Here is a 7185-nt window from a genome sequence, read left to right on the forward strand (position 1 = left end):
GTGGATATACCGTCTTTCCTCACCACCTACGGCGGGCCAGGTGGACTCGCCGCGGCTGCCGTGTGGTGGGCCATCCAATCCCGCAAGTTCGACGCCGAACGCCGCGCCGAACTGCGTGAAGACATTGACCGCGAGCAAGCCGATAACGCAGCCCTGCGGGCCGACAACGCGGTATTGCGGAGCGAGCTCATTGAGGAACGGGCCAGGCGCGTTCACGCCGAGGCCTTGCTCGGTCAGTGTCGGTGCAGGGAAGGCAAAGCATCATGAGACGGCATGATGATCGCCGGGGCCGCGAGTTCCCACCCCGGTGGTTCAACACGGTCATGCTCCTCGTCGCGATCGCCTGCATCATCTGGACGCTCTGGTCGATCAACATGTCCAAGCAAGAAGCCGACGAGGCTACTACGAGCGCGAACGCCCTAGCCGATCAGGTCGCCACGGCTTGCGAAGACGGGGCGGTGAAGGTCGACGGGCGCGACATCTGCACCAAGGCCCAGCAGGTGAAGAAGAACGTCGACGAACCAGAAGCTGGACCAGCAGGTCCACGCGGTCGGCAAGGCGTACCCGGTCCTCGTTCAACGGTCCCCGGCCCCGCTGGGGAGCCAGGGGAAGACGGCCAAGACTCCGAAGTTCCCGGACCAACCGGTGAGACAGGAGAGCCAGGCGACCAGGGCGCACCGGGTGAAGACTCGGAGATTCCCGGCCCCGTCGGCGAACCCGGCAAACCTGGAGTACCCGGTGAAGACGGATCCACCGTCGTCGGTCCACCTGGCGCGAAAGGCGAAAAGGGTGAGAAGGGGGACAAGGGCGAGTCAGTGACTGGACCGCCCGGGCCTCGCGGCGACAAAGGCGAGAAAGGCAGTGCCGGCCGCGGCATCTCTGACGTCACCTGCACCGCCGATGGCGACTGGCTGTTCGAGTTCACCGACGGCACCGACGTCACTGTGGCAGGCCCTTGCAGAGCACAGTCGGCACCGACCAGTAATCCCACAACCGCACCATAAGCGGGATCACCTCCCAGCTAAACCCACCATCAGCCCCGACAGGACACTCCTGCCGGGGCTTTCGTCATTCACGAACGGAGATACACATCATGGCCACTTGGCTCTCAGGCGTTAAGCGCCAATCCTGGGGACGCGACGGCGGAAGTTTCACCTCCAGCCCCGACAAGATCCTCCTCCACTCCACCGAGACGGGCAGCTTCCCCGGATACGGCGGTGGCGCGTCCGCACCCCATTTCACGATTGACCTTGAAAACGGTGAGGTCCGCCAGCATTCCCCGATGAACCGAGCCGCTCGTGCACTGCGCAACTCGTCCAGTGGCGTGCAGACCAACCGCGACGGCGTGGTCCAGATCGAGATCATCGGCACCTGTGATGCGTCATTCTCCCGCAAGTACGGCTACCCGTATCTTCCCGACATGTCCGATGCCATGGCGAGCCGGCTTAAGTGGCTGCTTGAAAAGATCCACGACGCGACGGGCATCGCGCTCAAGACTTCCGTGACGTGGAAGGAATATCCGAGCTCCTACGGAAACTCGTCCGTGCGCATGTCCAACAGCGAATGGGCCCGATACAAGGGGATCCTGGGACACCAGCACGCACCGGAGAATACGCACGGTGATCCCGGCGACCTGCCGATGAAACGCATTCTCGGCGCCGACGCAGTCAAGTCCGGTGGTGGGTCATCCAGCGAATACACCGTCGTCGGCCCCGATGCGCCGCTGGGCATGTACGACAAGGACGGTGACGGTCGCACCCGTGTCGAGGACTGGCAGACAGATGCGCTCGGCTATGACGAGAAGGCCGCTGACGGGTACTTCGGTCCAGGCACAGAGGAAGACACGAAGGCCCTGCAGCGCCAGCTCGGCGTCGACGATGACGGGCTCGTCGGAGAGAAAACGGTCGCGGCCTGGGAGAAGGCGGGTAAGCCGAAGCTCAAGAAGACCAAGCCGAAACCCAAACCGAAGCCGAAGGCCGACGAGCTCACGGTCGACGGCAAATGGGGACGTGCCACCACACGCCGCGTGCAGGAGGAACTTGGCACCCCGGTCGACGGCCAGGTCAGTTACCAGCCGATCGCGTACAAGTCCGAGAACCCGGGCTTGCTGTCCGGCTGGGAGTGGACGAAGAACCCGCGCTCGTCGAATGTCGTCGAAGCCCTACAGCAGAAGCTCGGGGTGGACGACGATGGCCGGATTGGCCCGAACACGATCAAGCAGCTGCAGCGCAAGCTCGGAACGGGCGTGGATGGTGTGGTGTCGAACCCGTCCGCCATGGTCAAACAGCTGCAGCGCAATCTCAACGCCGGCAAAATCTGGTAACCGAACGAAAGAGAGAACAGCATGGACACCAAACCATCCAAGAAGACAGACCTGCAGGTGATCGCCGGCGCACTCGTCACAGTCGGCATCTGGATCGCGGCCAAGAACGGACTCGAGATCCCCGAGTACATCGGAGCCGCTGTCGTCACCATCCTCGTCGGAGCGCTCGCTTACTTCGTCCCGGCAAAGTCCGGCAAGTACGTCGACTCGTCACCTGTCCCCGACGACTATGAACCGAAGCACTAGCCTCGGACACGACAAGGCCCCCACTGCTACGGCGGTGGGGGCTGCTCGTCGTTGAGAGGTCAGTTAGGCCTTGGTGACGTCGCCTTTCAGCCGCTCAAATTCGCTAGGACTGATCAGCGCCCGGTCACGCAAATCTGCGAGGCGTTCGACTTGCTCGAGCGGGGCGGCGGCTGCAGTTTCTGGAGCTTGCCTTCGTCGAACGAGGGTCACAACTAAAGCGATTGCGGATGCGACTATGGCGACGATGACGAGACCCACGAGAAGCAGAATAGTGACGTGCGGTAGTGATAGTCCCACGATGGACCTTCCTATACGACGGCGAACGGCGAATGCACGCTCGCAAAAACACACAAAGCAGTTTAGACCATGGCCCAAAGTCCAGCATGTAACGAGCTCGACGAGGTGAATCCTCGTTCATTCAGTGAAGCGACTGAGTGAGGACCTGCTTTTCTCCGAGATGTGTCTCCCACATGATTCGCAACTCTCCTGTGCGACGTTGGGCAGGCGGGGCGAGCTCGAATTGTATGTCTTGGGCCGGTTGAAGCTCAGGGACGTTGATGTCCTTGTTTGCGTCTCCGGTGATCGCAACGTGATAGACGACAGCATTATCGTCGTTGCGGAGAGTGCACTCGTCTTGGCTGGTCTGGGTCAGTTCCATGATTCGCCTCCTGCAATTGGGTAGTTTACCGACTATAGCGATAGCACCTGTGGTGTTCTTGTCAATGCCAGATATCGTTTGGCCGGCGCGGTCGGCCATCACGGTGAGGACGGGGCCGATTCGTCGTTTTCGAACATCTGTTTCGAAGCCATCCTTGGCAGTCAATGAGAAAACGACAACATTAGTTTCGAACTGATATGAGTGGCGTATGTTACAAAGTGCAACTGCACGTACAACCTAGATTGTCGGTGATCAGATTGAAAGCCAACCCAGCACGATCGAAGTTGCCAATGAAACGCGTCATCACGGCCGCCGCTGCAGCAACACTTCTCGCAGCACCTGTCACTGTCATGGCGGAAGCGCCAGCATCAGCGAAAGCGGCATGCAAAGCACCTACTATCTCACGTGACGGCTTTGACACGCTGATCACAACCAGTTGTCAAGGTACCGGGCAAGTGACTTTGACCTACAAGTTCGGCAAGTCCCGCCAATGGACATGGTACGAGCGTGGTGGCAACAAACAATTCCGCGTCGGTGGAGCCATGGGATTCGGAAAGGCAGAGTTCAGCTATGCGTAGATCAATACGAAAAATCGCTGCTACGGCCTCGGCAGGTTTGCTCGTCGCTGCGGGTCTTATGCTAGGAGGCTCCCCGGCCTCGGCGGCGAACATCACCTGTAACAATGTCTCCGACTCGAAGAATCACACCTACATCACTCACTGGTGCACAGGGACTGGAACACTTACCTATTCGCGTGACTGCTTCATAGGTAAAGATGCGGTTGCTTCATACAAGTTCACCGGCCCGAAAACACATGTCCGCCTCACCCTGGACTGCGGTTGGAGGAAAAACGGTACGAATGTAACATACACAGTCAGCTGATGCGTATCGCGATGCGGCCCCGGCCCGCCACTAGAGCGGAGTCGGGGCCGTTTCGTCGTCTCTATTTGATCCCGAACGGATCAGAGTCGCGTTGCCGGTAGTCTCGTACGAACCCCGCAACCGCCGTGTATGAGCGGCCCAGGAGATCGGCACGCTCCGCGATCGACAGGTCAGTGCGCGTGTACGCGACCACAGCATCTTCACGCGTCCACGGCTTCCACCTGTTCGGCGCCAACGATCGCCCGTACTTACCGGCCGCCGGCTGCACGCCCCATTCCCGGAACCACTTGCCCAACGTCGACTCGTTGACGCCCACCGACGACGCGATGTCGGCAATGGACTCACCCGCTTCACGCCTTGTCGTGACCTTGTAGCGCACACGTTCCTTGGTCTCCCGCGTCGTGTACTGCCGCGTCTCGTTCGGGCCAAGGCCGCGCCTGTACCTCGCATAGCAGCGCATGCACAGGCCCCGTGCCACCGCGGCACGGTCACACCATACGACCGCGCACACGCTCATGCTGGACTCTGCATTGAGGGCATGGCAATAGGTTAACGCACGCAAACACAACACGGCCCCGGCCTCACCTTTCGGTGGGGTCGGGGCCGTTTTCCATAACGAAAGCCGTCCGACGTGACTTTCGATCAGCTAAGTGTGGGTTCAAGAGCGTCATTAACAGCCATGCCGAACTCCTGTGATGATTCCTCTGGGAAAACCACCTTTGAGACTTCGCTTAGGTCGTGCACTTGCTCCTCGTCCCAGTCGCCCTCGAACCCCTGCAGAGCGGAAACTCGCCGCAGCTTGGGCGCCATGGATCTGTTGAAGGCATAAAAGCACTTGGCGACTGATCCCTCGATGTCGGACCTGCCTACCGCCTGCACAAAGACAGTCTTGCCCGACACCTCAATAGATGCCGTAACCCTTCGTGTTCGGTTTCCTGTTTGAGGCATAGGAGCACGGAACTTAACTGCGCCAACTGGTCCGAATAGCCTTTTAAGAGTCTCGCCGACAGAGCTGGCGAAGTTTCGTGGAGGCCGAGACTGAGCAAGAACGGTCAGGCCTTCAATACGGATCGATGCGATAGCGATATCGTTTAGCATGCAACCGATGCGCTCCTCAGGGACCAGCGCGCTAAGTTCATAATCACCGGCAGCAAGACCATCGATACGCACTGATCTTCTGATGTCGCCGATTGTAGATCTGGCTATCCCCGAGTCCACGTTAATGCCTGCATCCAGAACGCTCTCAAGCCCATCGCCGCGATCCGAGATTCGGTACTGGCCGTTTTGCCACTCGACCAAAAGCCGGACAGCGTCTCCGTCCACTCTCTTGAATGGCATGTCGACAAGGAAGTCACCGTCGTAATCGTGCACGTCGGTCTTATCGTTTACGCAACGAAGGAGGGCTGCCTTGATGGATTGTTCATTCATGACTTCCTCCTTTCGGGTACGGGTCCGACCACCGATAATTGGGGCCTAGTCTGATGTTGCACTCATTCAGGAACGCCTCCATTATCTCACGATGAACCCCGGCACTGACATAGCGCGAGAGGGGCACCTGAGGAATGTCAGTGGGCGTATAGGCACTCTCGATGTCGCCGTTAATGATGTGATGCTTGTGAGTTCCGCCTAAGTCTTCATGCTTGGTGTTGAGGCATAGGCGCCGGACCCATCCGTCTGGGTGGATGAAGCTCACTTTGGGCTCACTGAGTTTGTGCTCGAGGACGACCATCATGACCCGCGTCCCAACAGGAGCCCCTTGCACTTGCAGAACGCATACACGTTTTGCTGGTGGAGATGCTTCCCACGTCACTGAGTCATTTACGAAATGGCGCGTGTCACCAACGAGAGACTCAGCGATCCTGAAGTCCCGTAGGCCACCGGAGGTCTGCATGGCCTGACTCATGGTGTTTCCTGCAAAATTTCACGCACGAACAAATGCTAGGCCGCAACTACGGCCAGACCCGAGACTTCTCATGCGTGCGCAGGCTTCGTTATGCACTCGATACTAAGCGGGTAGCATAATAGAACTCATGACCGAATCCGAGGACTACGGCACTGCAACCTGGCGTTACTGGCAGGAGATCCGCAACGCTGCCAGCGCCCGCGGCTCGTACCAGGACCGTCCGCCCTTGCCGGTGCGCGCCCGTGTTGAGTGGGAGCGCGACGGCGTGGAGGGCGTCGATGGCGTGGCTACACGGCAAGGGTTCGACGGCGCGATCTTCGTTGAGCTCAAGGATCGCCGATGCTCGACGCTGGGCGTGTGGTTGCGACCGGACGATGTGTGGTGGCCGGGGAGGCTACGGAGATAAGGGAGGGTTGCTGGCATACTCAAGTCATGAGTAGTGAAATTTTGGTTGCAGTGTTTGTCGGCGTGCTGACTGCTGTGATTACTGGCGGGTGTGGCCTGGTAGGCATCATCTGGACCCTGCGCAATAGTGATAAACACAGAAGATTGGAAGCGATTCGATCGACGCACGACACTGCGGTGTCGGCCTGTGAGTCCGCCAGAGCCTTGATTGAGCATGCAAGTTTCTGGATTTGGGAGCTGAGCGTCGAGCGCGACGACAATGCTGGTAGCGAATATTCACTGCCCACGCCTACGGAAATGGCCGACGCTTTGATTGCGGAGGACCAAAAAGTCCGAGCGGCGCTATACCGCGTGGAAATGGGAAATGCTGACCCGTCCATACGGGAGAACGCGCAGGAAGTTCGATCCATCATCGGCCACCAGATTGAACGGATCGCGAGGATTCTCCAAATGTCGGAGGGAACCCGTCAGCTGAGAACATTGCTGGGCGAAATCGAATCCATGGAGTCGCCCCTGCGAGAGCTCGAGAACTCGATAGTCAAGGCGTTCGACTCGTGATTGGTGCATCTAGCTACGCGGCGAGGCTGGGTAAACAATGATGCGCTTACGATGCGTTTTGGGCCGTGTTCGGCGTTCCGCGACAAGTCAGGGCACCGCGCCATCGTCTCAGTATCGCCCCAGGTGAGAAGCAAAGATCCTGTCGTTTTCTGCCGTCCTCAGATATCCTGTGTTCGAATCAAATTAGAATCGTGAGGTCGGGGGATCGAG

Annotated in this window: 11 protein-coding genes; 7 read left to right on the plus strand and 4 right to left on the minus strand. The window is 59.1% G+C overall.

Annotation, left to right across the window (positions count from 1 at the left end):
* The 4 genes from FO013_RS21275 (at position 1) to FO013_RS21290 (ending at position 2569) form a co-directional block, all read left to right on the plus strand.
* Positions 1-267 (plus strand): FtsB/FtsL family cell division protein, encoded by a 267-nt coding sequence (locus FO013_RS21275; RefSeq protein ID WP_143924562.1) that lies wholly within the window; start codon positions 1-3, stop codon positions 265-267.
* On the plus strand, positions 264-1004 hold the full coding sequence (locus tag FO013_RS21280; RefSeq protein ID WP_143924563.1) for a collagen-like domain-containing protein: 741 nt from the start codon (positions 264-266) through the stop codon (positions 1002-1004). The genes FO013_RS21275 and FO013_RS21280 overlap by 4 nt, the downstream gene beginning before the upstream one ends.
* A gap of 89 nt (positions 1005-1093) precedes the next feature.
* Positions 1094-2323, plus strand: a complete 1230-nt coding sequence (locus FO013_RS21285) for a peptidoglycan-binding domain-containing protein (protein WP_143924564.1) — start codon at positions 1094-1096, stop codon at positions 2321-2323.
* A 21-nt stretch (positions 2324-2344) separates the two neighbouring features.
* Positions 2345-2569, plus strand: coding sequence for a hypothetical protein (locus FO013_RS21290; protein ID WP_143924565.1), 225 nt, complete (start codon positions 2345-2347; stop codon positions 2567-2569).
* Between the two features lie 63 nt (positions 2570-2632).
* Here FO013_RS21290 and FO013_RS22560 read toward each other — a convergent pair whose 3' ends face one another.
* Positions 2633-2827, minus strand: a complete 195-nt coding sequence (locus FO013_RS22560) for a hypothetical protein (protein WP_186293259.1) — start codon at positions 2825-2827, stop codon at positions 2633-2635.
* Between the two features lie 160 nt (positions 2828-2987).
* Positions 2988-3227 carry a hypothetical protein gene (locus FO013_RS21295; RefSeq protein ID WP_143924566.1) on the minus strand — a complete coding sequence of 80 codons (240 nt, stop codon included), beginning with the start codon at positions 3225-3227 and terminating at the stop codon, positions 2988-2990.
* Between the two features lie 290 nt (positions 3228-3517).
* On the opposite strand from FO013_RS21295, the gene FO013_RS21300 reads away from it, so the two are divergent.
* Entirely contained in the window at positions 3518-3805 is a 288-nt protein-coding gene (locus tag FO013_RS21300; RefSeq protein WP_143924567.1) for a hypothetical protein, read from the plus strand.
* A 365-nt stretch (positions 3806-4170) separates the two neighbouring features.
* Here the strand turns inward: FO013_RS21300 and FO013_RS21305 are convergent, their stop codons facing one another.
* On the minus strand, positions 4171-4626 hold the full coding sequence (locus FO013_RS21305) for a helix-turn-helix domain-containing protein (protein ID WP_143924568.1): 456 nt from the start codon (positions 4624-4626) through the stop codon (positions 4171-4173).
* A 125-nt stretch (positions 4627-4751) separates the two neighbouring features.
* Entirely contained in the window at positions 4752-5537 is a 786-nt protein-coding gene (locus FO013_RS21310) for a hypothetical protein (protein ID WP_143924569.1), read from the minus strand.
* A 602-nt stretch (positions 5538-6139) separates the two neighbouring features.
* Here FO013_RS21310 and FO013_RS21315 point away from each other — a divergent pair.
* Positions 6140-6418, plus strand: a complete 279-nt coding sequence (locus FO013_RS21315; RefSeq protein WP_143924570.1) for a hypothetical protein — start codon at positions 6140-6142, stop codon at positions 6416-6418.
* Positions 6419-6444: 26 nt separating this feature from the next.
* The gene (locus FO013_RS21320) at positions 6445-6975 is read left to right on the plus strand and encodes a hypothetical protein (protein ID WP_143924571.1); all 531 of its coding nucleotides are present in this window, start codon (positions 6445-6447) and stop codon (positions 6973-6975) included.
* Positions 6976-7185 lie beyond the last annotated feature (210 nt).

Origin of the sequence: Brevibacterium aurantiacum (genome assembly GCF_007558825.1) — a bacterium.
GTDB classification, from domain to species: domain Bacteria; phylum Actinomycetota; class Actinomycetes; order Actinomycetales; family Brevibacteriaceae; genus Brevibacterium; species Brevibacterium aurantiacum_A.

Bases quoted from the DNA above. Each gene is read 5' to 3' on its own strand.
- FO013_RS21280 (WP_143924563.1), top strand. From the start codon at position 264: ATGAGACGGCATGATGATCGCCGGGGCCGCGAGTTCCCACCCCGGTGG.
- FO013_RS21285 (WP_143924564.1), top strand. From the start codon at position 1,094: ATGGCCACTTGGCTCTCAGGCGTTAAGCGCCAATCCTGGGGACGCGAC.
- FO013_RS21290 (WP_143924565.1), top strand. From the start codon at position 2,345: ATGGACACCAAACCATCCAAGAAGACAGACCTGCAGGTGATCGCCGGC.
- FO013_RS21295 (WP_143924566.1), bottom strand. From the start codon at position 3,227: ATGGAACTGACCCAGACCAGCCAAGACGAGTGCACTCTCCGCAACGAC.
- FO013_RS21300 (WP_143924567.1), top strand. From the start codon at position 3,518: ATGAAACGCGTCATCACGGCCGCCGCTGCAGCAACACTTCTCGCAGCA.
- FO013_RS21305 (WP_143924568.1), bottom strand. From the start codon at position 4,626: ATGAGCGTGTGCGCGGTCGTATGGTGTGACCGTGCCGCGGTGGCACGG.
- FO013_RS21310 (WP_143924569.1), bottom strand. From the start codon at position 5,537: ATGAATGAACAATCCATCAAGGCAGCCCTCCTTCGTTGCGTAAACGAT.
- FO013_RS21315 (WP_143924570.1), top strand. From the start codon at position 6,140: ATGACCGAATCCGAGGACTACGGCACTGCAACCTGGCGTTACTGGCAG.
- FO013_RS21320 (WP_143924571.1), top strand. From the start codon at position 6,445: ATGAGTAGTGAAATTTTGGTTGCAGTGTTTGTCGGCGTGCTGACTGCT.